The organism is Rhodobacteraceae bacterium IMCC1335 (assembly GCA_039640495.1).
Classification (GTDB): Bacteria; Pseudomonadota; Alphaproteobacteria; order Rhodobacterales; family Rhodobacteraceae; genus Thalassovivens.
The window spans coordinates 2,405,001-2,427,856 of record CP046864.1 but is presented as its reverse complement, the minus strand read 5'-3'; the positions used below and the strand labels follow the sequence as shown (position 1 = coordinate 2,427,856).

18 protein-coding genes and 1 pseudogene (1 of these 19 only partly in view) are annotated in these 22,856 nt (G+C 52.2%); 12 read left to right on the top strand and 7 right to left on the bottom strand.

Translation table 11 applies throughout. The features are described 5' to 3' along the window. Positions 1-39 precede the first annotated feature (39 nt). From GN241_11650 to chrA, 5 genes are all read left to right on the top strand, one after another. Entirely contained in the window at positions 40-207 is a 168-nt protein-coding gene (locus GN241_11650) for a DUF2256 domain-containing protein (GenBank protein XAT57952.1), read from the top strand. A 96-nt stretch (positions 208-303) separates the two neighbouring features. Then, a complete protein-coding gene (locus tag GN241_11645; GenBank protein XAT57951.1) occupies positions 304-2,478 on the top strand; it encodes a malate synthase G in 2,175 nt (724 codons plus the stop codon). Between the two features lie 42 nt (positions 2,479-2,520). Next, entirely contained in the window at positions 2,521-2,949 is a 429-nt protein-coding gene (locus tag GN241_11640) for a heme-binding protein (protein XAT57950.1), read from the top strand. A gap of 62 nt (positions 2,950-3,011) precedes the next feature. Further along, a complete protein-coding gene (locus GN241_11635) occupies positions 3,012-3,785 on the top strand; it encodes a gamma-glutamyl-gamma-aminobutyrate hydrolase family protein (protein ID XAT57949.1) in 774 nt (257 codons plus the stop codon). Between the two features lie 321 nt (positions 3,786-4,106). Then, a complete protein-coding gene (chrA, locus tag GN241_11630; GenBank protein XAT57948.1) occupies positions 4,107-5,441 on the top strand; it encodes a chromate efflux transporter in 1,335 nt (444 codons plus the stop codon). Positions 5,442-5,480: 39 nt separating this feature from the next. Here chrA and kynU read toward each other — a convergent pair whose 3' ends face one another. Further along, complete coding sequence (gene kynU, locus GN241_11625; GenBank protein ID XAT57947.1) at positions 5,481-6,677, bottom strand: kynureninase; 1,197 nt, start codon at positions 6,675-6,677, stop codon at positions 5,481-5,483. A 2-nt stretch (positions 6,678-6,679) separates the two neighbouring features. Then, positions 6,680-7,423 carry an SDR family oxidoreductase gene (locus GN241_11620; GenBank protein XAT57946.1) on the bottom strand — a complete coding sequence of 248 codons (744 nt, stop codon included), beginning with the start codon at positions 7,421-7,423 and terminating at the stop codon, positions 6,680-6,682. Positions 7,424-7,967: 544 nt separating this feature from the next. On the opposite strand from GN241_11620, the gene GN241_11615 reads away from it, so the two are divergent. The 3 genes from GN241_11615 (at position 7,968) to GN241_11605 (ending at position 12,436) form a co-directional block, all read left to right on the top strand. Further along, positions 7,968-9,539 carry a Re/Si-specific NAD(P)(+) transhydrogenase subunit alpha gene (locus tag GN241_11615; GenBank protein ID XAT57945.1) on the top strand — a complete coding sequence of 524 codons (1,572 nt, stop codon included), beginning with the start codon at positions 7,968-7,970 and terminating at the stop codon, positions 9,537-9,539. Between the two features lie 13 nt (positions 9,540-9,552). Beyond that, complete coding sequence (gene pntB / locus GN241_11610; GenBank protein XAT57944.1) at positions 9,553-10,986, top strand: Re/Si-specific NAD(P)(+) transhydrogenase subunit beta; 1,434 nt, start codon at positions 9,553-9,555, stop codon at positions 10,984-10,986. A gap of 169 nt (positions 10,987-11,155) precedes the next feature. Continuing rightward, positions 11,156-12,436 (top strand): DUF3422 family protein, encoded by a 1,281-nt coding sequence (locus tag GN241_11605; GenBank protein ID XAT57943.1) that lies wholly within the window; start codon positions 11,156-11,158, stop codon positions 12,434-12,436. A gap of 65 nt (positions 12,437-12,501) precedes the next feature. Here GN241_11605 and GN241_11600 read toward each other — a convergent pair. The 3 genes and pseudogenes from GN241_11600 to GN241_11590 form a co-directional block, all read right to left on the bottom strand. Further along, a pseudogene (locus GN241_11600) lies at positions 12,502-13,412 on the bottom strand (ABC transporter permease subunit). Then, a complete protein-coding gene (locus tag GN241_11595; protein ID XAT57942.1) occupies positions 13,405-14,412 on the bottom strand; it encodes an ABC transporter permease subunit in 1,008 nt (335 codons plus the stop codon). Before GN241_11595 ends, GN241_11600 begins: the two are co-directional and overlap by 8 nt. A gap of 74 nt (positions 14,413-14,486) precedes the next feature. After that, positions 14,487-16,187, bottom strand: coding sequence for a peptide ABC transporter substrate-binding protein (locus GN241_11590; protein XAT57941.1), 1,701 nt, complete (start codon positions 16,185-16,187; stop codon positions 14,487-14,489). Between the two features lie 280 nt (positions 16,188-16,467). Between GN241_11590 and GN241_11585 the strand changes: the two genes are divergently transcribed. From GN241_11585 to GN241_11570, 4 genes are all read left to right on the top strand, one after another. Beyond that, positions 16,468-18,297: a dipeptide ABC transporter ATP-binding protein gene (locus GN241_11585; protein ID XAT57940.1), complete on the top strand. Its 1,830-nt coding sequence runs from the start codon at positions 16,468-16,470 to the stop codon at positions 18,295-18,297. Positions 18,298-18,299: 2 nt separating this feature from the next. Further along, positions 18,300-19,469: an acetylornithine deacetylase gene (gene argE, locus GN241_11580; protein XAT57939.1), complete on the top strand. Its 1,170-nt coding sequence runs from the start codon at positions 18,300-18,302 to the stop codon at positions 19,467-19,469. A 3-nt stretch (positions 19,470-19,472) separates the two neighbouring features. After that, the gene (locus tag GN241_11575; protein XAT57938.1) at positions 19,473-20,636 is read left to right on the top strand and encodes an amidohydrolase; all 1,164 of its coding nucleotides are present in this window, start codon (positions 19,473-19,475) and stop codon (positions 20,634-20,636) included. A gap of 68 nt (positions 20,637-20,704) precedes the next feature. Next, positions 20,705-21,505 carry a glycosyl transferase gene (locus GN241_11570; GenBank protein ID XAT57937.1) on the top strand — a complete coding sequence of 267 codons (801 nt, stop codon included), beginning with the start codon at positions 20,705-20,707 and terminating at the stop codon, positions 21,503-21,505. A gap of 113 nt (positions 21,506-21,618) precedes the next feature. Here the strand turns inward: GN241_11570 and moaA are convergent, their stop codons facing one another. Beyond that, the gene (moaA, locus tag GN241_11565; protein XAT57936.1) at positions 21,619-22,626 is read right to left on the bottom strand and encodes a GTP 3',8-cyclase MoaA; all 1,008 of its coding nucleotides are present in this window, start codon (positions 22,624-22,626) and stop codon (positions 21,619-21,621) included. Positions 22,627-22,774: 148 nt separating this feature from the next. Beyond that, positions 22,775-22,856, bottom strand: partial view of a hypothetical protein gene (locus GN241_11560; GenBank protein XAT57935.1) — the 3' end only. Its footprint extends 104 nt past the window's final position; the window shows 82 of its 186 coding nt (coding positions 105-186); its start codon lies beyond the right edge, outside the window; the stop codon is at positions 22,775-22,777.

Genomic DNA, 22,856 nt, shown 5'->3' with positions numbered 1-22,856 from the left:
GTTGCATAAGTTTGCAACGGTTTAGGTCAGGGCTTGAAAATGAAAATGCGAAGAAAAAGCGATTTGCCGCAAAAGCTCTGCAAAACCTGTGGACGTCCCTTTGTCTGGCGCAAAAAATGGGCAAAAGACTGGGATCATGTTCAACATTGCAGCGAAAAATGCCGGCGGAATAGGAATAATGCGCAGGATCTTGCCAGTAGACTTTAGTTTTGGTAAAATATCTTTACCAAAATAATTGCATATAGGAAACTTTTTCCCTAAAGCAGGTGATAACTGAGTTGGAATCAAGGTAAGGGGTGTTCTGTGTCGGAGCGGGTATCACGAGAAGGTTTAAGCGTCGCGCATCAATTGGCGGCATTCATCGAAACAGATGCCTTGCCGGGCACCGGCATAACGCCGACGCAATTTTGGGCAGGGCTCGCGGCGCTTGTTGCGGAACTAGGGCCTAAAAACCGCGAACTTTTACAGAAGCGCGAGAATATCCAGACGCAGCTAGACAATTGGTATATCTCGCATCGGGGCGTTGATTTTAGCTTTGAAACCTATCAGGACTTCCTGAAAGAAATCGGCTATTTGGTCGATGAAGGGTCAGATTTTAAGATTGAGACGCAGGGGATTGATCCCGAAATCGCGCAGATTGCAGGGCCGCAGCTTGTGGTTCCAGTCATGAATGCACGCTTTGCGTTAAACGCAGCCAATGCGCGCTGGGGCAGCTTATATGATGCATTATACGGCACTGACGCGATGGGAGATTTGCCGCCAGCAGGGGCGTATAACCAAGCGCGTGGAAACCGGGTCGTCGCGTGGGGGCGGGCATTTTTGGACGACAGCCTGCCTTTGGCGAAGGGTTCTTGGTCGGACGTGTCTTGTATGTCTCAAACCAAAGACGGCTTCTGCGCGGATGATATCGGGTTGACGTATCCAGAGCAATTCATCGGGCGGGTTGACGACGGTGATAGTTTAGGTGGGTATATATTTAAGAACAATGACTTGCATATCATTATTGATGTCGATTCTGCGAGTTTGATTGGGGCTGCGGATCGGGCCGGAATTTCTGATATTCGGATGGAGTCGGCGATTTCAACCATTATGGATTGCGAAGACAGCGTGGCCGCGGTGGATGGCGCAGATAAAACTCTTGCTTATCGCAATTGGCTAGGTTTGATGAAACGGGATTTGAGCGAAGAAATCGTAAAGGGCTCTGAGACCTTCACCCGCAGGTTGAACCCTGACATCGCCTATACCACTGCGCAAGGTGCGCCAGCATATTTAAAGGGGCGCAGCTTAATGCTGGTGCGCAATGTGGGGCATTTGATGACTACACCGGCGGTGCTAGATCAAGACGGAGCTGAGATCGGAGAAGGTTTACTTGACGCGCTATGCACCACGATGATTGCGATGCATGACCTCAAATCAGACAAGGGCAATGCGATGCATGGCTCGGTCTATGTGGTGAAGCCGAAGATGCATGGCCCCGAAGAAGTGGCTTTTGCGGATGAAATCTTCAACCGCGTAGAGGATATTCTGGGCCTGCCGCATCATACGGTGAAATTGGGCATTATGGATGAAGAACGCCGAACCTCTGCCAATCTAAAAGAATGCATTCGCGCTGCAAAAAACCGTGTGGCCTTTATAAACACGGGGTTTTTAGACCGCACGGGGGATGAAATTCATGCGAGTATGGAAATGGGCGCATTCCTTCCCAAAGGCGATATGAAAACCACGCCTTGGATAAAATCTTACGAAGATCGTAATGTTGATATTGGGTTGACTTGTGGCTTACAGGGAAAGGCCCAGATTGGAAAAGGCATGTGGGCTATGCCAGACCGTATGGGCGATATGCTTGAGGCGAAAATGGGCCATCCAGAGGCCGGAGCCAATTGTGCTTGGGTCCCCTCTCCCACAGCGGCCACCCTGCACGCCACGCATTATCATAAGCTGAACGTGAAGCAGCGCCAAAACGAGCTCGCCGCAGCAGGTCCCCGTGGGACATTGAAGGATTTATTGACGGTGCCAGTTCTGCGCGGCCGCAATCTCTCGGATCAAGAAATACAAACTGAGATTGAGAATAACGCACAGGGCATTTTAGGCTATGTGGTGCGCTGGGTCGATCAAGGTGTGGGATGCTCAAAAGTGCCCGATATCAATGATGTTGGATTGATGGAAGATCGGGCAACCTGCCGGATTTCTTCGCAAGCCTTGGCAAATTGGCTGCATCATGGGGTTGTAAGCCACGCCCAGGTAATGGCCGCATTGCAAAAAATGGCAGCTGTTGTGGATCGCCAGAATGCAGCGGATGTTTCCTACAGGCCAATGGCGCCCGATTTTACGGGGTCGGCGTTTCAAGCCGCGTGCGATTTGGTGTTTAAAGGGCGGATACAGCCCTCGGGCTATACAGAGCCTGTGCTGCATGCGCGGCGCCTTGCAGTGAAAGCGGCGCAAGCTGTCTCACCAGTTGACGCAGCCTCTGCCGCATAGGCGAAAAAAAACCAAAGAAATTAGACAGTTTGGGATCAAAAAATGAACGATTTAACCTTGCGTAAGGCCAAGATAATCATCCGCAAATCCTTGGAAAAAGGCAAAGAGCTTGGTCTCAAGCCTTTGAGCGTGGCCGTGTTGGACGCGGGCGGGCATTTGATCGCCTTTGAGCGCAGCGATGGTGCCGCGCCAGGGCGGGTTGCGATTGCGACAGGCAAGGCCCATGGCGCGGTTATGCTGGGAATGGCGGGGCGCGCACAGATGGCGCGCGCTGAGCAGCAGGCTTATTTCATGCAGGCGGTGAATGGCGCCTTCCAAGGGCAGGTCGTGCCGGTTCCAGGTGGCGTTTTAATCCGCGATGCGAGACAAAACATAGTTGGCGCTGTTGGGGTGACGGGTGATTTATCTGATAATGATGAAATTTGTGCCATCGCCGGTGTAGAAGCGACCAACCTGACTGCAGAACCATAAGCGCTTATTGTCAATCTTTGAGTTTCGTCTCTATACTGTGCTTATCAATCACGGGGTAAGCGATGGCACGTCCAATAGTTGGGGTGATCTGTAATCACTATATGATTAATGATGAATATCCGTCTCACGCATCGGGTGTCATCAATGGCCAGGCGATATCGCAAGTTGCTCGATGTCTTCCTATGCTTATTCCGGCAGACCCGCGGCAGGTGTCGGTGCAAGAGCTGCAGGCCTGTTGCGATGGGTTTTTATTCACTGGAGGCCGGCCTAATATCCACCCTGAAGAATATGGCCATGCTGAAACCCCCGCGCATGGCAGTTTTGATCGGGCGCGCGATGCCGTGGTGCTGCCGCTGATTAGGGCCTGTATTGCCTCGGGTCAGCCAATTTTTGGCATTTGTCGGGGCTTTCAAGAGGTGGCGGTTGCGATGGGAAGCACGCTGCACCCCGAAATACGCGATTTGCCGGGTCGGATGAATCATAGAATGCCCCCAGAGGGATCGCTCGATGAAAAATTTGCCCATCGGCATAGCGTGAAACTGACCTCAAATGGCCCGTTCCACCGCCTTTTAGGGGCGCGCGAGGTCTTGACCAATACGCTGCACGGGCAGGGGATTGACCAAGCGGGGCCGCGCGTTGTGATCGATGGAGTCGCCAAAGATGGTACGCCCGAAGCGCTTTATATTAAAGATGCCCCGGGGTTCACTTTATCCGTGCAGTGGCATCCTGAATGGCACGCCGCTCAAGATGATGTCTCGCGCCCCCTATTTCAGGCCTTCGGTCAGGCGGTCTATCACTGGGCGGGTCGGTCTTTGCAGGTTGAGCGTGCAGGATAAGGGCGGCGCGACATGTAGGTCTAAGCGCTCAAAGGTATTTGCCTATCAATTGATGTCAACGTTGCTTTCGTTTGCCGGCGTGGTTCTTTGAGAAAGAGCTTGCGCTTTCGAATCGTTTTTAGGTTCCCAATTGACGAGATCAGGCGTCGGTTTGATTTGCGGGCGGCTCGGCTTGCCCAACCCTGATAATTTTTTCGATGCCCTCAGCTTTGCGCTTGCAAAGCCTTGACGCAGCGTGGGCTGCCTGCGACGTAGGGATGTGGCGCAACGGGTCGCACTGTTTAAGACAGATAAGGATTACTTTGAAAGGTGCCTTAGAAAATGGCTGTTTCAGCAACCGATGAGGCAAAGATATCAACCGTATCCAAATCTGCGTGGCTAAGGGATATATTCTGGGTTTTTGTCAAAATCGGCTTGTTATCCTTTGGTGGACCAGCTGGCCAAATTGCATTGATGCATCGCATTCTTGTTGATGAAAAAGAATGGCTGGATGAGCAGTCTTTTCTGAATGCACTGAATTTTTGTATGTTGCTTCCCGGCCCCGAGGCGATGCAACTGGCAACCTTTGCCGGCTGGCGCCTGCGCGGCATTTCCGGTGGTTTAATCGCCGGCGGCTTGTTCGTACTGCCCGGCGCCGTGGTGATGCTGATTTTATCGATCAGTTATGTGGCCTTTTCTGGAACGTCAATGTTATCTGGAATTTTTTTGGGGGTTAAAGCCGCGATCTTAGTGGTGGTGGTGCAAGCCTTAATAACTTTATCGCGACGTGCTTTGACGCAGACCCAGCATTATGTGATTTCCGGGGCTGCGTTTGTCGGTTTGTTTTTTTTCAATCTGTCTTATCCGGTTATTGTGATTGCCTCTGGGGTGTATGGCGCGTTTTTCCTAAGCGCATATCACAAAGGCCCGCAAATTCTATCGCCAGAAGGTGCTCAGATTCCCCAGTTGTCTGCGTTCTCTTTCCGGCGATTTGCCATAACGCTTGGGGTGGGGCTTTGCCTCTGGCTATGCCCGCTGGTCATCGTGTTTTGGGGCATTGGCGTTCCATTTCTGGCTGAGCTTGGTTGGTTTTTCAGCAAACTTGCCCTGGTTACCTTTGGCGGGGCCTATGCCGTTTTGGCTTATATGGCGCAGGATGTGGTAGGGGCTTATGGATGGCTCAACCCGGCGCAAGTTCTAGATGGTTTGGGACTGGCCGAAACCACGCCCGGGCCGCTTATTCTGGTCACGCAATTCGTGGCCTTTGTCGCGGGTTTCCAACAGGGTGGCTACGCGTTGGCTTTGATAGCCGTCTCGCTCGGGCTTTGGGTGACCTTTGTGCCTTGCTTTTTATGGGTTTTTCTTGGCGCGCCATATGTTCAACGCCTGTCAAGCCAGCCAAGGTTATGGGGCGCGCTGGGTGCGGTGACGGCGGCGGTTGTTGGGGTCATCTTAAACCTGTCGGTTTGGTTTGCGCTTCAGGTAAGCTTCGAAACGGTTTTAGAGTTGCGCATGGGGCTTTTAACCTTTTGGGTGCCGCAACTCGCCTCGGTCGATTTAAGAGTGATCATTATCGCAACGCTTAGTGCCATTTTAATCTGGCGCTTTAAGCTTGCGCTGGGCTGGGTACTGATGGGCGCTGCCGGCGTCGGCTTGCTGTTTGACTTACTGTTTTGAAATCTAGATCGGCCACGCTCGTCAACATAATTGCTCGCTTCAGGTTACCGCGGCGCGAATTTTATAGGCGTCATTGTCCCACAGGCGGTTTTGCATTACACCGGCAATGATATCGGTGGCCGCTCTTACGTCTTGTTGATCGATGTAAAGCGGTGTGAATCCAAAGCGCATTGTGTCAGGCGCACGAAAATCCCCAATCACACCGCGCTCGATCAGAGCTTGCATTGCAGCATAGCCTTCTTGAAAATGAAACGCCACTTGAGAGCCGCGTTTATTTGGATCCCGCGGAGAGCCCAATGTTAACATCGGGCATTTTTTTTCAACTTCAGCGATGAACAATTCGCTGAGCGCAATTGATTGCGCCCGCAACTCGCCCATATCAACCATATCCCAAATATCAAGCGCGGCTTCGAGGCTGGCCAGCGCCAGAACCGGCGGCGTTCCCACCCGCATGCGGTCGATGCCGTTTCCCGGCGCATAGCCTTGCGCGAAGGCAAATGGCGCGGCATGGCCCAGCCAACCTGATAAGGTTGGTTCAATATTATCAATAAGATGGGGCGCTACATAGATAAAACCGGGCGATCCTGGCCCGCCATTGAGATATTTATAGGTACAGCCGACGGCAAAATCTGCTTTGGCTTTGGCAAGCTCCACTTCTATGGCGCCTACGGAATGGGCAAGGTCCCAGATGCATAAGGCCCCGTTCTTATGCGCCTTTTCGGTAAGACTGTACATATCATGCAGGCGACCGGTGCGATAATCGACTTGCGTGACCAGCGTCACGGCGATTTCTTCGGTGATATGATTGTGCAGATCTTCGGGGGCGACAAGGCGCAACTCATGGCCTTGATTAAGCGCTTGGATCAACCCTTGCGCGATATAAAGATCGGATGGGAAATTTCCGCTATCAGACAGGATCACTTTTCGATCCGGGCGCAATTGCAGCGCCGCGTCGAGCGCTTGAAAGACTTTGATCGATAACGTGTCTCCGACAACAACATGCCCGCTTTGCGCCCCGATCAGGCGCGCCAAACGGTCGCCAACCGCATTGGGTTGCGCCATCCACCCGGCTTTGTTCCAACCGGTGATTAACATCTGGCCCCATTCGGCCTTCATCACGGCTTCAACCCGCGCCGCCGCTGCTTTGGGCAGGGGCCCGAGGGAATTGCCATCAAGATATAGAATGCCGTCGGGCAGGTCGAAGAGAGATTTTGTTTTTTGAAAAATATCGCTCACTTTTAGCCGCCTGAAATTTCGATTGCCTGTCCGTTTACACTTCCTGAGGCAGAATTACAGAGCCAAAGAGCCGTTTCTGCGATTTCATCAACCTCGATCAGCCGTTTATGGGGGTTGGCGCTGACCATCATTTCAAGCGCCTGCTCTTGGGTGAATCCGCGTTTTTGGATGGCTTCTAGGTTTTGATCGATAATCGGCGTTTGCACATAGCCGGGGCAAATCGCATTAAAGGTAATCGGCCCGCCCAGATGTTCAGCCGCATAAGAGCGGATCAAACCGATCACACCATGTTTGCTTGCCGCATAAGCGCCGCCCCCCTTCAAGCCGCGCAAGCCTGCGATTGAAGAAATCGCGATCACCCGCCCCCAATCCGTGCTTGTCATTGAAGACATCGCTTCGCGAATGGTTATGAAGGCGCCGTCAAGGTTGGTTGCCATTATTTTGCGCCACAACTCCATTTGTGTTTTTTGCAAGGCCCGCCCTTCTGCTATACCGGCATTCGCCACGCATATTTGTAGGGGACCACGTTGTTTTACAGCGTTTGCGATCACCTCTTTTTGCGCGGCTTCATCTGTCACATCCATTTCTGCTGGAAATATGCCTTTGCCTGCAGCGGCCTGCAGCACAGATTTGCGTCGCCCGGTGATCGTGACCTGCGCCCCCTGCGCGGCTAGCTTTTGCGCGATCGCCAGCCCGATGCCGCTGCCCCCGCCGGTGATCAATGCGTGCTTTCCCTGCAAATTCATCGCAATTATCCCCCCTGCTTTGGCCGTATTCTTTGCCAATCTAGGCAGTATTGCCGGTTAAGCCAAGCTGAGTGTGCATTTTTAATTCTGCTGCAAACCGAACATAGATCCGCTCTGTTCCGCCGCAGCTGGACCTGGGAATTTGGGTTTGTGCTCACCGCAGAATATCCGATATGCAACGATTATTTTTGCGCGATGAAACGGATTTTTATCGCTCGTCCCTTCGCGTTATTTTCGCCTTTTGGTTCGTTTTATCGAAGAGAAGTGGCCAAAAACCTTGTTTTCAGTGCCGTAATTGCTTTCAAAAGGAAGTTTTTAGACGGCTTAGCGCAGAAATGCGCATTTTAGGGTAGACGTCAGGGAAACAGGCGGTAAACCGATGGCATCGCTTTCACGTGTTTCTGCTTTGGCTACTGGACGGTGCTTTTTAGGGCGCTACTATTTCAGAGCCTGTCAAAATGTTTTTTGGCTTCACCGTGAAGGGCGCATCCTATGCTCGAAATTTTTTCGGGCTTCAAAATAAAGAGTTAGAGGAGTGTGAGACGTGAAAATCGGAACACCCAAAGAGGTAAGCGCGGGCGAGGCCCGTGTTGCAATGACACCAGACAGCGCTTTGCAATTGCAAAAGCTTGGTTATGAATGCGTTGTTGAAAGCGGCGCCGGAGTGGCGGCGGGTTTTGCGGATGCGCTGTATCGAGAGGCCGGCGTTGAGGTTGTGAAAACGGCGGCAGCTTTATGGAAAGCTGCGGATATTATCACCAAAGTCCGCCCGCCCAATGCAACCGAAGCGAAACGCTTGACCGATGGGAAGCTTTTGATTTCGTTTTTCTATCCAGCGCAAAATACCGAGCAGATGGAATTACTGGCCGGAAAAGGCGCCAGCGTGATTGCGATGGATATGGTGCCGCGCATCAGCCGGGCGCAAAAGATGGATGCGCTCAGCTCGATGGCGAATATCGCGGGATATCGCGCGGTGATCGAAGCGGGCAATAATTTCGGGCGCTTTTTTACAGGCCAGATCACGGCGGCCGGTAAAGTTCCGCCGGCGAAAGTGCTGGTGGTTGGGGCCGGGGTGGCCGGACTTGCCGCCATTGGCACAGCGACATCGTTGGGCGCGATAACCTATGCCTTTGACGTGCGCCCCGAAGTCGCAGAGCAGATCGAATCTATGGGTGCGGAATTTGTGTATCTTGATTTTGAAGAGGCCCAACAAGATGGCGCTGCAACGGGTGGCTATGCTGCGCCGTCAAGCCCAGAGTTCCGCGAAAAGCAGCTGGCTAAGTTTCGTGAATTGGCCCCGGATGTGGATATCGTGATCACCACCGCTTTAATTCCGGGCCGCGATGCACCAAAATTATGGCTTGCCGATATGGTCGCCGCGATGAAACCGGGCTCTGTTGTGGTGGATCTGGCCGCTGAACGCGGTGGCAATTGTGATTTAACCGTTCCAGACGAAAAAATAGTGAGCGAGAACGGTGTGACGGTCGTGGGATATTCAGATTTCCCAAGCCGGATGGCGGCGCAATCTTCAACGCTTTATGCAACGAATATCCGCCATATGATGACCGATCTGACGCCGGAGAAAAACGGTCAGGTCCATCATGATATGGAAGATGATGTGATCCGTGGTGCCACGGTTGCGCATGAGGGCGCGGTAACCTTCCCGCCGCCACCGCCAAAAGTGCAGGCGATCGCGGCGAAGCCAAAAGAAACGGTTCCGGAAAAAACACCCGAAGAACGCCGCGCCGAAGAAGCGGCTGCCTTTCAGCAGCAGACGAAAAACCAAGTCACTTTGCTGGCTGTTGGTGGCGCATTGATGTTGCTTGTCGGCGCCTATGCACCGGCCAGTTTCATGCAGCATTTTATCGTGTTTGTGCTTTCGGTGTTTGTGGGCTTCCAGGTGATTTGGAATGTCAGCCATTCGCTGCACACGCCTTTGATGGCGGTGACCAATGCCATTTCGTCGATTATTATTCTGGGGGCGGTGCTGCAGATTGGCTCTGGCAGTTTTCTGGTTATCCTCTTGGCTGCGATTTCGGTGTTCTTTGCCGGAATTAATATCTTTGGCGGCTTTCTTGTAACGCGGCGCATGCTTGCCATGTTCCAGAAATCTTAAGGAGGTCGTGATCATGGAATTGGGTTTTACGACTGCTGTTTATGTTGTTGCGGCTGTGCTTTTCATTCTGTCACTTGGCGGTTTATCCGGGCAGGAAAGCGCAAAGCGCGCCGTTTGGTATGGGATCGTGGGGATGGGCCTTGCCGTTCTTGCCACGCTGATTGGGCCCGGTGCTGGGCTCTGGTGGCTCTCAGCGGTGTTGATTGCCGCGGGCGGTTTGATCGGGTATCAACTGGCGTCCAAGGTTGAAATGACGCAGATGCCCGAGCTGGTGGCCGGGATGCATGCTCTGGTTGGGCTTGCGGCCGTGTTCGTGGGCTTTAACGCGCATTTCGAGCTGGGCAACGTGATGGCGATGGATGACGCAGCCAAGAAAACGCTCGACGGCTTTGCGGCGCTGCTAGCGAAGAAATCAGGCGTTGAAATTAATATCTTGCGCGTTGAAGCGTCTTTAGGGATCTGGATCGGGGCCGTTACCTTCACCGGATCGGTGATCGCTTATGGAAAATTGGCTGGCAAAGTTACCTCGGCGGCGACCAAACTTCCCGGGGGTCACGCGCTGAATGTCGGCGCTGCCTTGGCCTCGGTGATTTGTTTGATTTGGTATCTGAATTCCGGCGGGTTGCTGCCGCTTTTGATCCTAACGCTGATGGCGCTGTTTATCGGTTATCATTTGATTATGGGGATTGGCGGCGCGGATATGCCCGTGGTGGTATCAATGCTGAATTCCTATTCAGGATGGGCGGCCGCAGCGATCGGGTTTAGCCTCGGCAATGATTTGCTGATCGTGGTCGGTGCGTTGGTCGGCTCATCCGGTGCGATCCTATCTTATATCATGTGTAAGGCGATGAACCGCTCATTCGTCAGCGTTATTTTGGGCGGCTTTGGTGGTACATCTGGTCCCCAGATGGAAGTTGAGGGTGAGCAAGTGGCGATCGATGCAGATGGCGTGGCCGCTGCTTTGGAAGAAGCCGATAGCGTCATTATCATTCCGGGCTACGGAATGGCTGTTGCGCAAGCCCAACAGGCGGTGAGCGAGCTGACAAAGCGGCTGATCGCAAAAGGCAAAACGGTGCGGTTCGCGATTCATCCCGTTGCGGGACGGCTTCCTGGCCATATGAACGTTTTGCTCGCCGAGGCCAAAGTGCCCTATGACATCGTTCTGGAAATGGATGAGATCAACGAAGATTTTCCGGAAACAGATGTGTCTATCGTGATCGGTTCAAATGATATTGTGAACCCGGCGGCGCAGGATGATCCAAACAGCCCGATCGCCGGTATGCCGGTGCTGGAATGTTGGAAGTCAAAGCAGGTTTTCGTGTCTAAGCGTGGCCAAGGTACGGGCTATTCGGGCATTGAAAACCCGCTCTTCTTTAAAGAAAATACGCGGATGTTCTATGGCGATGCAAAACAATCTCTCGATAAACTTCTCGGGATGATCGATTAACCCGCCTTGGCAGTGATTTTGCAAAAGGCCCCTGCCTTAGTGGCAGGGGCCTTTTTTGTTCTGCGCCTGTGCTAACCAAGGCGCTTTGATGCCGCCTTAGGCTTTGCCTTCTTTGTAAACTGATATACATCCCGCCTGGAACATCGTTTCACCTATTTATGAGGGCTGCATGTCTGCTATTCAAGATCACCCCTTGCGCTATGAGCTGGCCAATGAACTGCACGCGCGCCCGTTTCCATCTTTAGACGCGCCGGCGCGAGTGGCCTATCTTGCCTTCACGCAAAACACCGAGGGTGGGCACTCTACCCGCTTAAATGCCCGCGATCAATTGATCGCCTTATTAGACCGCTTTGGTGAAACCCATCCGCAACCCGATGCAACGCATTATTTTGGCGCCTTGGGCCGGCATCAGTTGAAATGGGAGCAACATACTGAGTTTGTGACCTATAGTTTGTTCAGCAAAGGCGGTGCCGAACGCCCGTTTGATCCCGCTGAATTTGAGGCTTTCCCGGAGGATTGGCTGCAATCTGTAAGTGCCGAACGTATCACCTCGATCAATTTACGCGTTGAAACGCGGATTTCGGATGATGAAATCAGTAAATCACTAGCCGAGTGGTTCGTGCCCGAAAGCCTGACGGTCAGCGAAGTTTTAGATAAATCGGCCGTGGTGGCGGGTGATTTCCGCGTCGATGCATCTGGTCATCAGCGCTTTGCGTTATTTGTCGCAGCCGAAACGGGGCCCAGGCGCATTGGCCGCGTTATTCAGCGGATTTGCGAGATTGAAACCTATAAAAGCATGTCGATGTTGGGGTTCTCGACGGCGCACAGCATATCGCCGCGGATGGCGCAGATTGATGCAGAGCTCAGCGAATTGATGGCCGATATGACACAGGCGCAAAAATCCCCCGAGCGCACATTGGACGCGTTGTTGAAAATTTCCGCTGAATTGGAAAATCTATCAGCGCAAGTTGCGTTTCGTTTTGGCGCCACAGGCGCTTATGAGGCGATTGTCAATCAACGTATCCAAGTGTTGCGCGAAGAGCGATTTAAGGGCCGGCAGACGTTTGGCGAATTTATGATGCGGCGATATGATCCGGCGATGCGCACAGTTAAAGCTTCTGAGCGCCGCCTGTCAGCGATGGCGGATCGCGCGATGCGGGCGGGCAATTTGTTGCGGACCCGCGTGGATGTCGAACGGTCGGCTCAAAACCAATCGCTTTTGGAAAGCATGAATGCGCGCGCCGATCTTCAGTTGCGTTTGCAAAAAACGGTTGAGGGTTTATCGGTGGTGGCGATCAGCTATTATGCCGTGTCTTTGGCCGGATATTTGATGTCACCTTTGGCAGGCCCACTTGAAATCAGCGCAAATTCATTGAAGGCCGCCGTCACGCTGCCCGTGGTGCTGCTCGTTTGGTGGGCCATCCGGCGCATCCGCAAGCGCATTGAGTAGATAAGACATTTGGCCTTTTTAAACTGTGAGAGGTCTGCCCTCTGTTGTAAGGGGCAGGGATGCGGTTATCTTTCACGGCTTCTGGGATCTAATGCATCGCGCAAGCCATCGCCCAGGTAATTGACGCTCAAAACGGTTAGCGAGATCGCCAAGCCGGGCCATATTGCGCGGCCGGGATATAGCTGTAAATATTCGACCCCGTCATTCAAAAGGCGGCCCCATGTGGGGAAATCGGGGGGAAACCCTAGTCCAAGAAAAGAAAGCGCGCTTTCGGTGATGATCGCGTTGGCGATGCCCAGCGTGGCAGATACCATTATTGGTGAAAAAACATTCGGCAGAATATGGCGTAGAATCAAGGCGGCATCGCCCAACCCGACCGAGCGCGCTGCCAAAATAAATTCGCGCTCTTTGATGGCCAACACATCGGCCCTGACAATGCGCGCGGTTGGCATCCAACTGGTTATACCGATTGCAAAAACGATCAAAATAAACATGCCACGTTCCGGCCCAAAGCTTTGGCTCAGCAGATCGCGAAACAGCAGCATCATAACCAGCAATAAGGGCAGCAATGGCAGTGAGAGAAACATATCGGTCATGCGCATCAATAGCCCATCAAGCCGTTTGTAAAACCCTGCCAAAACGCCAATGAAACTGCCCAAAAAAAGGGATAAAATCATGGCGGTTAAGCCCACAGAAATAGATGTCTGCCCCCCGCAATCAGCCGTGCAAACGTATCACGGCCCAATTGGTCTGTGCCCAATGGATGCGCCCAGCTGGCGCCTTGATTGCGCGCGCGAATATCGATCGTGTTGGCTTCAAGATGCCAAAATAATGGGCCAAGCATAACGATTGCAACGATCAAGATGAATAAGACACCGCCGAACAAAGCGCCTTTGTGATGCCTAAACTGCGCCCATATATCGGCCCATTTGCCATGGGATTGGATTGAGGCTGTTTGCTCTATGGGCTCAGTCATAGCGAATCCTCGGGTCTAAAACCCCGTAAATCAAATCTGCAAGCAGATTGAAAAAAATGATCAGAATGGTAAAAATAAATACCAGCGTCTGCACGGTTGGAAGATCATTGGCGTAAATCGCAAGAATAAGCTGTTGGCCGATTCCGTTCACTTTAAAAACCTGTTCGGTGATAATCGCACCGCCGAAAATTGAGGGCACGTTCAAAGCGATCACCGTAACGACCGGGATCATTGAATTGCGCAGCACATGCACCATCACCACGGTCCATTCATTCAAGCCTTTCGCCCGCGCGGTGCGTACATAATCTTGATTTAAGTTATCCAAAACTGAGGCCCGCATAAAGCGGCTGAGCTGGGCAGTTGTTTGCAAGGCCAGCACCATAACTGGCAAGACCATTTGTTTAAGCTGAATAATAAAGCTGTCCCAACTGACCACCTCATGCAACGTGTTATAGGTCGAGGGCAACCAGCCCAATTGCACGGCGAATAAAACGATCACCGCGACGCCGCTGAAAAATGGCGGAACTGAATAACCGATCATCGCGACGAAGGTGCCAACTTGATCAAAAACGGAATATTGGCGATAGGCAGAATAAATGCCGATTGGCAGCGCGATCAAAATACCCACCAGATAGGCCATACCTACCACCCAAAGCGTTTGCGGAAGCCGCTGAACCACCACATCCATTACGGGGCTGCGGGTTTGCCAGCTAATGACGCGTAGATCGTCTTTTGAAAATTGTGTGTTGAACAGATGGTCGATGAGCACTTGCGGTTCAATCCAGAAAAACTGCACCAACCATTTGAAATATTGAACATGGAGAGGTTGCCCCAAGCCAAGCGCTTCGCGCATTTTCTGTTTCACTTCTGGAGGCACCGTTAAGGGCACCTGCGCCATCGGGTCATTGGGCGCCAAGTTCAGCAACAAAAACACGATCAGTGAAATGAACAAAAGCGTCGGTATGGCGATTGCCAGCCGCCGCATCGCAAAAGTAAACATTTAAAAACCTTTTACTTCGGTAAATTATACCGTGATCTGCGCCGCGATGACCCCGGCGCAGACCTTTGCTGTTATCACTTAGTGCGATACCAATCGGCAATATTCCAAAGCTCGGAATCCCAGGTGTTTAGGATCACCCCACCTAAAGAATTCGCATGTGCAGACACGCGGCCACGATGGACCAAGGGCACGATCGTATAGCTGTCTTTGGTGAGCATATTGTTCAATGCGATCCCGATTTCTCCGCGCCGGGCCAAATCACCGGTTTTGGTCAATTCGGCGTAAAGCGCGTCATAGGCTGGATCGCAAAAGCGGTTGATATTCTCACCTTGCCATTGCGATTCTGGGCGTGGCTCTGTGCCACACAGATATTGCGCCAGATAGGATTGTGGGTCTGTGCCGCTAAAGGTATTCGCGTACATTTCCACATCCGCATAGAATTTCTGGAACGTATCCGGTGAGCCGGGATCACCGCCGAAAAACACCGAGGCATTCAAATTGCGCAATTCGGTTTTAACGCCGATTTGGCCCCACCATTCTTTGATTAAGGCTTGGAAATCTTGGCGCACCGCATTGGTTGAGGTTTGATAGAGAATGGATAAACGCATGCCGTCTTTGCTGCGGATCCCGTCGCCACCTGTAACCCAACCGCTTGCGTCAAGCAGCGCATTGGCGCCTGCGATATCTTGTGCCACGCAATAATCATTTTTGGCTGCATATAGATCTGGCGCGGGCACCAGATCACAGGTTACTTTGCCGGCCTTGCCATAACCGATTTCCACCAATAACGGGCGGTCAATCGCCATGGAAAGGGCTTTGCGCACGTTGATATCTGATAAAAATGGATGGGGCGCTTTGCGGGTTGAGCGCGTATCGGCATCCAGTTCGGGCGAAGGATCGGTAAGGTTCATTTCGATCCGTTCGACCAAAGGCCCAAAGCCAGCAATCGCTTTGCCTTTACCGGCGCTTTCCATATTCGCGATCACTTCGGGCGCCAGTTGCAGGTTCCAAGCGTAATCAAATTCGCCGGTTTCCAGCACGGAGCGTCCGGCGGCGCTGGCATCTCCGCCACCTTTAAATGTAACGGTTGCAAAAGCGGGCTTAGCGGGATCACGATAGTGATCATTCGCCTTCATTTGAATCACATCATTAGGTCGAAAATCGGTTACAACAAAGGGCCCGGTACCAATGGGATAGAAATTTTGATCGGTGCATTCGGGGGCTTTGGCGCCCACACAATCTTCAAATTGGGCTTTTTGAATGATCGGGGCGGTATAGCCCATAAAAGGCCCGTAAGGGTTGGGTTTCGGCGCATCAAAATTTACCTGGACCGTAAGATCATCTACAATATCTACACTAGTAACGCCCGCAAAATAGGAGAGCGAGGCGCAGCCCATATCTGGGTGCAAGCAATAATCAGCTGAAAATTTAACATCTTCGGAGGTCACAGGGCTGCCATCAGACCATAACAGCCCGGATTTTAGTTTCCATGTGATCGAGGTTAGATCGGCGCTGACACCGCCATTGCCAACCGACGGAATCTCTTCGGCGAGATAGGGCACCAAAGCGCCCGTATTGTCATAGCGGCCTAAAGGTTCAACGACCAATGAAGAAGATTCCAAATCTTTTGTGCCGCCAGTCAGGTAGGGGTTTAAGATCGAGGGGGCTTGCCAATAAATTATGCTGACATTGCCATCGCCTCCGCGATCAGCAAAGCTTGGCGAAGACAGTCCAAGCGCCGACAAGGCCAGTATTACCAGTGAATGTGTTTGCATTTTACTATTCCTTAATGGTTGGTGGGGAGCAAAAGTCCCCTCTCTTAATTCACACGGAAACGCAGTTTCGTTTACGCGTTTTGCATTGGGTCTACTCAGATAAACGGCTTACTCAAACGAAAGACCCAAATGGTATTGGTCATCAAGTTTCGTATACACATGGAAACATAGTTTTCGCGAAAAGCAATGTTTTTTAGAAATTTGACCGGTTTATTATGATTGATTTGACAAGCGGCAAAGGCTGCCGCTAGCGTGGACCAGCCGTAAAAGAGTGTTTTTAATGTTAGATGATGCCGTGCAGCCGATTGCTGAGTTTCAGAACTTAAGGGTGACTTTTCAGACCAAAGCTGGCGAAGTTATTGGGGTTGAGGACCTATCTTTTCAAATCAATCCAGGTGAAACCGTCTGCGTGGTTGGAGAATCTGGTTCGGGGAAATCAGTTTCCGCGCTCTCTATGATGCGGCTGGTGGAATTTGGAGGCGGAGCGCTTGCTGGTGGCCAATTGCGGCTGAGGCCTGAAAAAGGCGGGCAGCTCGATGTGGTGAACGCTCAGCCTGCCACAATGCGCAAAGTGCGCGGCAACGATATAGGCATGATTTTTCAAGAGCCAATGACGGCGCTGAACCCTGTGTTCACGATTGAGCGGCAATTGGTAGAAGGGTTGAAGCTGCATCTTCAGTTGGGGCAGGGGGCTGCCCGCGCGCGCGCGCTCGAGTTGATGAAGCAAGTGCGTATTCCCGAACCCGAGCGGCGCTTAAAACAATATCCGCATGAACTTTCCGGTGGAATGCGCCAGCGCGTGGTGATTGCCATGGCGCTTGCCTGTCGGCCGCGCTTGTTGATTGCGGATGAACCGACAACGGCGCTGGATGTCACCATTCAAGCAGAAATTTTATCGCTGATTAATCGACTGAACCAGGAAACCGGCGCGGCGGTTATGTTTATCACGCATGATATGGCGGTGGTGGCGCAGATGGCAGACCGGGTCGTGGTGATGTATCGCGGGCGCAAAGTGGAAGAAGGTCCGGTTGATCAAATTTTTCAAGCGCCCCAGCATGAGTATACCAAAGCGCTGCTTGCAGCGGTGCCAAGGTTGGGGGATATGCGCGGCACATCTTATCCGCAGCCGTTGCCGCTTTTGGGTGCGAAAGCCCCAGCGATAGAGCCAATCATTGGCAGCGATGCACCTCTTTTAAAGGTAAAAAACTTGGTGACGCGGTTCGATGTGGCGAGTGGATTTTTTCGCCGCACGGTGGCGAGGGTTCACGCCGTAGAAGATGTGTCATTCACGCTGCAAAAAGGTCGTACCTTGTCTCTGGTGGGCGAATCAGGGTGCGGCAAATCAACCGTTGGGCGTTCTTTGTTGCGCTTGGTTGAGCCGCATTCTGGGGAAGTTGAGATTGATGGTGAGATTTTAGGCGATATGAGCGCTGCCGATTTGCGCCGCGCGCGCGCCAAAATGCAAATGGTGTTTCAGGATCCCTTTGCCTCGCTCAATCCGCAAATGACGCTGATGGCGCAGGTTGCAGAGCCTTTACGCAGTTTTGGCACGCATAAAGGGGCGGCGCTTCAAAACCGGGTGTCCGAGCTGTTCGATCAGGTTGAATTGCCCCGCAGCTTTTTAGGCCGCTATCCGCATGAGCTATCTGGGGGGCAACGTCAACGCGTGGCGATTGCCCGCGCCTTAGCGTTGAATCCACAGCTGATTGTGGCGGATGAAGCCGTCAGCGCGTTGGATGTGTCTGTGCAAGCGCAGGTTTTAAATTTAATGATGGGGCTGCAGGCTGATCTAGGCCTTTCGTTTCTATTCATCAGCCATGATATGGCGGTTGTCGAACGGGTAAGCCATGATGTGGCGGTGATGTATTTGGGGCGCATAGTTGAAATCGGCCCGCGCCAAAAAGTATTTGAAACCCCGCAACATCCTTATACGATAGCCTTGATGAAAGCAGTTCCGATCGCAGATCCTACTAAAAAACAACTTGATCGTGATCTGAAATTCAAGGCAATTCCTTCGCCTATTCACCCCTTAGACTACATCCCTGAACCCTCGGTTTACACAGAAATTACGCGCGATCATTTCGTGCTGCAAACCCATTGTGGATATTAAAAATGACGTCTCAAAGATTATCGCCTTTTGATATTATGTGCCATTTGGTTGCCTTTCCGACAATAAGCAAAGACAGTAATCTGCCCCTGATTGACTGGGTTGAAACCTATTTAAGAAGCCATCACATCACCCCCCATCGATGCTATAATGACGAAAAGGACAAAGCTGCCATTTTTGCGCATGTCGGGCCTGAAGCTGCTGGTGGCGTTGTTTTATCAGGACATAGCGATGTGGTGCCCGTTGCGGGGCAGCTTTGGGAACAAGATCCTTGGACGGTGCTGCAAAAAGACAACCGATATTACGGGCGTGGCACCTGCGATATGAAAGGGTTTGTGGCCTTGGCGATTTGGGCGCTTGTCGAGGCGCGCTATACAGATTTGCAAAATCCCTTGCAGCTTGCGCTCAGCTATGATGAGGAAGTTGGCTGTCTGGGCGCCCCTTCAATGATCGAGGCGATGCGCGAAAGCTTACCCTTTGCCGAGCGCGTGATCGTTGGCGAACCTTCTATGATGCAAACGGTCACGGGACATAAGGGCGGGATCGGGTTTGAAACGCATGTAAGCGGTTTTGAAGTACATTCTTCTTTGATTGATCAAGGCGTCAGCGCAATTATGTCGGGGGCGAAGCTGATCGATTGGGCCAATGATGTGAATGCGGAAAATAGGGCTAAATCTGCAAGTGAAATCGCCCTGATGTTTGATCCCCCCTATACCACAGCCCATGTGGGAATGATTTCGGGGGGAACCGCGCATAATATTACCGCGAAAGATTGCTGGTTCAGCATGGATTTTCGGGTTGTTGCAGATGAAAAGGAAGCGGATTGGACGGAAAAATACAAAGCCGCTGCGCGCGCGCTTGAAGCCGAAATGCAGGCGACACGCCCCGAAGCAGCGATCCGTTTAACGCAACGGTTTTATGTGCCGGCGCTTCGCCCTGAACCGACGGCTTTGGCTGAAACCTTGGCGCGTCAACTCACGGGCGATAATGAAACGCATGTTGTTTCCTATGGCACCGAGGCGGGGCAGTTCCAGCAAGCAGGGTATTCTGCTGTTATTTGCGGACCGGGCGATATTGCCCAAGCCCATCAGCCCAACGAATATATTGAAATTGCGCAATTTGACAAAGGTCATCAGTTCATGCGGGACCTTTTGAATATGCTGAAAAAAGGATAGAACATGGCCTTTAAAAATGCTGTCGCTGAGTTGCAGCCAGAAATCGCGACTTGGCGCCAAGCGCTTCATTCTGACCCCGAATTGCTGTTTGAAACCCACCGAACTGCGGCGTTTGTGGCGCAAAAACTGCGCGGGTTTGGGGTTGATGAGGTTGTCACGGGTTTGGGGCGCACTGGGGTGGTTGGTGTGATTCGCGGTGTCAGACAAACCTCAGGCCGGGTGATCGGGTTGCGCGCGGATATGGACGCGCTGCCCATTCAAGAAGAGACGGGCCTTGACTATGCGAGCAAAACCGCAGGCGCTATGCATGCCTGCGGGCATGATGGGCATACGGCGATGTTGCTAGGGGCGGCAAAATACCTGGCCGAGACTCGGAATTTTGACGGCACTGCAGTGGTGATTTTTCAGCCGGCAGAAGAAGGCGGCGGTGGTGGCCGTGAAATGTGTGAAGATGGTTTGATGGAGCGTTTTGGGATCCAACAGGTCTATGGCATGCATAATTGGCCACAAATGCCGACCGGAGAATTCGCCATTCGCTCTGGTGCCTTTTTTGCAGCCACGGATATGTTCGAGCTGACCATTAAAGGCCGCGGCGGGCACGCGGCCAAGCCCAATATCACGGTGGATCCCACTTTGGTGGCCAGCCATGTCGTTTTGGCGCTGCAATCTATTGTCAGCCGCAATGCGGATCCGGTCGGGCAACTGGTTGTGTCGGTCACCTCTTTTGAAACATCCTCGACGGCGTTTAACGTTATTCCACAAGAGGTGCGGTTGCGCGGCACTGTTCGAAGCTTGGCAGCCCCGCTGCAAGATTTGGCTGAAGAGCGGATTGGCGATCTTGCAAGGGGAACCGCGGCCGCTTATGGCGCCGAGGCAGAATTGCAATATAAACGCAGCTATCCCGTGATGGCCAATCATGAGGTTGAAACCGAATTTGCAGCCGATATGGCGCGGCGCGTATCCGGGGCTTGCGCTCAGGCTGATTTGGTCATGGGAGGCGAGGATTTTTCTTTCATGTTGAATGAGAGGCCAGGAGCCTATATCTTGATTGGCAATGGTGACAGCGCGCCGGTGCATCATCCTGAATATAACTTCAATGATGAGGCGATTACAGCTGGATGCAGCTGGTGGGTTGAGCTGATCGAGCAGGGCATGCCTGCGGTATAAGTTTAATTCAGCCTTTTCTTCAAAGACCAAAGCCGCTACCAGCACGGAAGCGCAAAAAAGGATAACGGATGGCCGTTGCAAATATTGTTTGTATTAAATGGGGAACGCTCTTCGGCCCGGAATATGTGAACCGGCTCTATTCTGGCGTCAGGCGCAACCTTGATGCGGATATTCGTTTTTTGTGCATGACAGAAAACAGCGTTGGGTTTCATCCTGATATCGAAGTTTTAGACCTGCCCATTGAGCCGTTTTTAGAGCCGATGAATGCGGCATTGGCCGTTGCCAACCGGCAAGGGGCGATGCGCAAAACCTCTTTGTTCAAGCCGGGGTTAATCCCTGATCTTGAGGGCCCCATTTTGGGTTTCGATCTTGATGTTGTTGTCACCGGGTCCTTGAATGAAATTTGGCAAATGCCGGGTGATAAAATTGCCATGCGCCATGATTGGATCGAAGCGCGCAAAGGCCGCCCCACCGGGCATGGCTCGGTTTTTCGATTTGATCCTGCCCAACATGGATATTTATATGAGGATTTGGCGAAAAACCCCTATGCAGAGGTTGAAAAAGCGCGAGGTTCTGAACAGCGCTATACCTCTCATAAGGCGATGGATAATGATGATTTCGCCTATATCCCGAACGAGCTTGTTCTTAGCTTCAAACATGATTGTTTGGATCTGCCGCCGATGAATTACTTGCGCCAGCCCCGCTTGCCGCCAAATGCCCGCGTTGTCTGCTTTCATGGCCGCCCGAAAATGCCCGAAGTTTTGGCGGGATATCGCGGATCACTGCTGCGCTGGTCTTTGGCGTGTGACTGGTTGCAAGAGCATTGGGTTGAGCGCTCTAGAAAAGATTTAGGCGCAGAATTTGGTTGAAATTATTCTGCGCCATCCGGTGAAACCGACCAGTTTCATCACGCATTAATAAATCACCTTCCGCATTGCGGAAAAACGTTAGAATGTTGTTTTTAATGCTTTAAGTATAATTTTTATCCACCTGTATGGCTCATGTGACGGGTCATCTGCCCGGTGATTTCTTGGCGTGAATAATCAAAGTCATGGCCCTTTGGCTTGCGCCCTATGGCAGAGTGAATGGCGCGAATTAAAGGGCCATTATCGCTAGGATCAGCGCGCAATGGCGTTCTTAGATCCGCGTTATCCTCTTGACCCAAGCACATGAAAAGCTCGCCTGTGCAGGTCAGCCTGACGCGGTTGCAACTTTCACAAAAGTTATGCGTTAACGGTGTGATGAATCCAATTCTTTGCCCTGTCTGGCGCAATTCAACATAGCGGGCTGGTCCTCCGGTGCGCTCGGGCAAGTCGATCAAATCATAGCTTTGCGACAGCTCTTGGCGCAATTCACTGAGCGCCCAATACTGGCCAACTCTGTCGGTTTCCCCCAAATCTCCCATGGGCATAACTTCGATCCATGTTAGGTCGATATCGTGCTGCGCGCACCAATCCGTGATGCTGAATAATTCTTCCTGATTAAAGCCTTTCAGCGCCACTGCGTTGATCTTAACGCGCATCCCGACGCGCTGGGCTGCATCAATTCCGCGCAACACTTGCGGCAACCGCCCCCAACGGGTGACCTTCGCAAATTTTTCGTCGTTTAACGTATCGAGTGAAACGTTTACGCGCCTGACGCCAGCGCCATAGAGATCTTGTGCAAAGCGCTCTAATTGCGAGCCATTGGTTGTAAGCGTCAGCTCTTTTAACGCCCCGCTGTCCAGATGGCGGGACATGGCGTTGAAGAAAGACATGATATTTCTTCGCACCAAAGGTTCCCCGCCGGTGATGCGCAATTTCTCGACGCCGAGCGCCACAAATGTTGAGCATAAGCGATCCAGCTCTTCCAAGGTAAGCAGCTTTGCCTTGGGCAGGAATTTCATATTTTCGGACATGCAATAGACGCAGCGAAAATCGCAGCGATCGGTCACCGACACCCGCAGGTAATTTATGGCGCGGGCAAAAGGGTCAATTAAGGGCTCTAACATAGGCCAACGTTACGCAGTTCGTGTGAAGGCCGCAAGTGCGTGAGACTGACGCAAGCTTGCTACTGCGCTTGTCGTATGTTTGTTCACCCGGCAAAGCGCGCATTCATCTGCGCTTGGGGGCGCATAAATCTCCGACATAAATCTCCGACTATGCTGCGCTCAGCCATTTCAAATTGTCGATAGATCGAACGCTGCTGACGATATGCGCGGATGAGAAGGCGCGCAAAGTT

Bases quoted from the DNA above. Each gene is read 5' to 3' on its own strand.
- GN241_11620 (XAT57946.1), bottom strand. From the start codon at position 7,423: ATGAATTTGCAGGGAAAGCACGCATTGATCACCGGCGGGGGCAGCGGC.
- moaA (XAT57936.1), bottom strand. From the start codon at position 22,626: ATGTTAGAGCCCTTAATTGACCCTTTTGCCCGCGCCATAAATTACCTG.
- GN241_11640 (XAT57950.1), top strand. From the start codon at position 2,521: ATGAACGATTTAACCTTGCGTAAGGCCAAGATAATCATCCGCAAATCC.
- GN241_11595 (XAT57942.1), bottom strand. From the start codon at position 14,412: ATGTTTACTTTTGCGATGCGGCGGCTGGCAATCGCCATACCGACGCTT.
- GN241_11585 (XAT57940.1), top strand. From the start codon at position 16,468: ATGTTAGATGATGCCGTGCAGCCGATTGCTGAGTTTCAGAACTTAAGG.
- chrA (XAT57948.1), top strand. From the start codon at position 4,107: ATGGCTGTTTCAGCAACCGATGAGGCAAAGATATCAACCGTATCCAAA.
- GN241_11635 (XAT57949.1), top strand. From the start codon at position 3,012: ATGGCACGTCCAATAGTTGGGGTGATCTGTAATCACTATATGATTAAT.
- GN241_11650 (XAT57952.1), top strand. From the start codon at position 40: ATGAAAATGCGAAGAAAAAGCGATTTGCCGCAAAAGCTCTGCAAAACC.
- pntB (XAT57944.1), top strand. From the start codon at position 9,553: ATGGAATTGGGTTTTACGACTGCTGTTTATGTTGTTGCGGCTGTGCTT.
- GN241_11605 (XAT57943.1), top strand. From the start codon at position 11,156: ATGTCTGCTATTCAAGATCACCCCTTGCGCTATGAGCTGGCCAATGAA.
- argE (XAT57939.1), top strand. From the start codon at position 18,300: ATGACGTCTCAAAGATTATCGCCTTTTGATATTATGTGCCATTTGGTT.
- GN241_11590 (XAT57941.1), bottom strand. From the start codon at position 16,187: ATGCAAACACATTCACTGGTAATACTGGCCTTGTCGGCGCTTGGACTG.
- GN241_11570 (XAT57937.1), top strand. From the start codon at position 20,705: ATGGCCGTTGCAAATATTGTTTGTATTAAATGGGGAACGCTCTTCGGC.
- GN241_11575 (XAT57938.1), top strand. From the start codon at position 19,473: ATGGCCTTTAAAAATGCTGTCGCTGAGTTGCAGCCAGAAATCGCGACT.